Origin of the sequence: Xanthobacter sediminis (assembly GCF_043195015.1) — a bacterium.
Classification (GTDB): Bacteria; Pseudomonadota; Alphaproteobacteria; order Rhizobiales; family Xanthobacteraceae; genus Xanthobacter.
Genome location: NZ_JBAFWH010000061.1, coordinates 1 through 395, shown reverse-complemented (window position 1 = coordinate 395; position 395 = coordinate 1). Strand labels below are relative to the sequence as shown.

Below are 395 nucleotides of genomic sequence, written 5' to 3'. Positions count from 1 at the left end.
AACGCGATGCTCGATAATGTGGCGCTGAAGGACCTCCTGGGAAAGAAGTGGTGACGCCCGCTGCCGAGCGCAAAGCCGTCGCGCATCTCGTGGCGCATCACGGGATGAGCGAACGGCGGGCGTGTAAAGCCACCGGCTTCTGCCGCATGACCATGAGATAGCAGGCGAAGCGGGTCGACGACGGCGCCCTGCGCGAGCGCATGAAGGCGCTCGCCCATGAGCGGCGGCGCTTCGGCTCTCGGCGCCTGCACGTGCTGCTGAGGCGAGAGGGCTTCGTGGTCAACCACAAGCGCCTGTTCCGTCTCTATCGAGAGGAGCGCCTGAAGGTGCGACGGCGGGGTGGCCGCAAGCGGGCCATCGGGACGCGGGCGCCCATGACGATCCCCATGCGGCCA

1 pseudogene is annotated in these 395 nt (G+C 67.6%); it reads left to right on the top strand.

Annotation, left to right across the window (positions count from 1 at the left end):
- A pseudogene (locus V5F61_RS21200) lies at nt 1–395 on the top strand (IS3 family transposase); the annotation flags it as partial.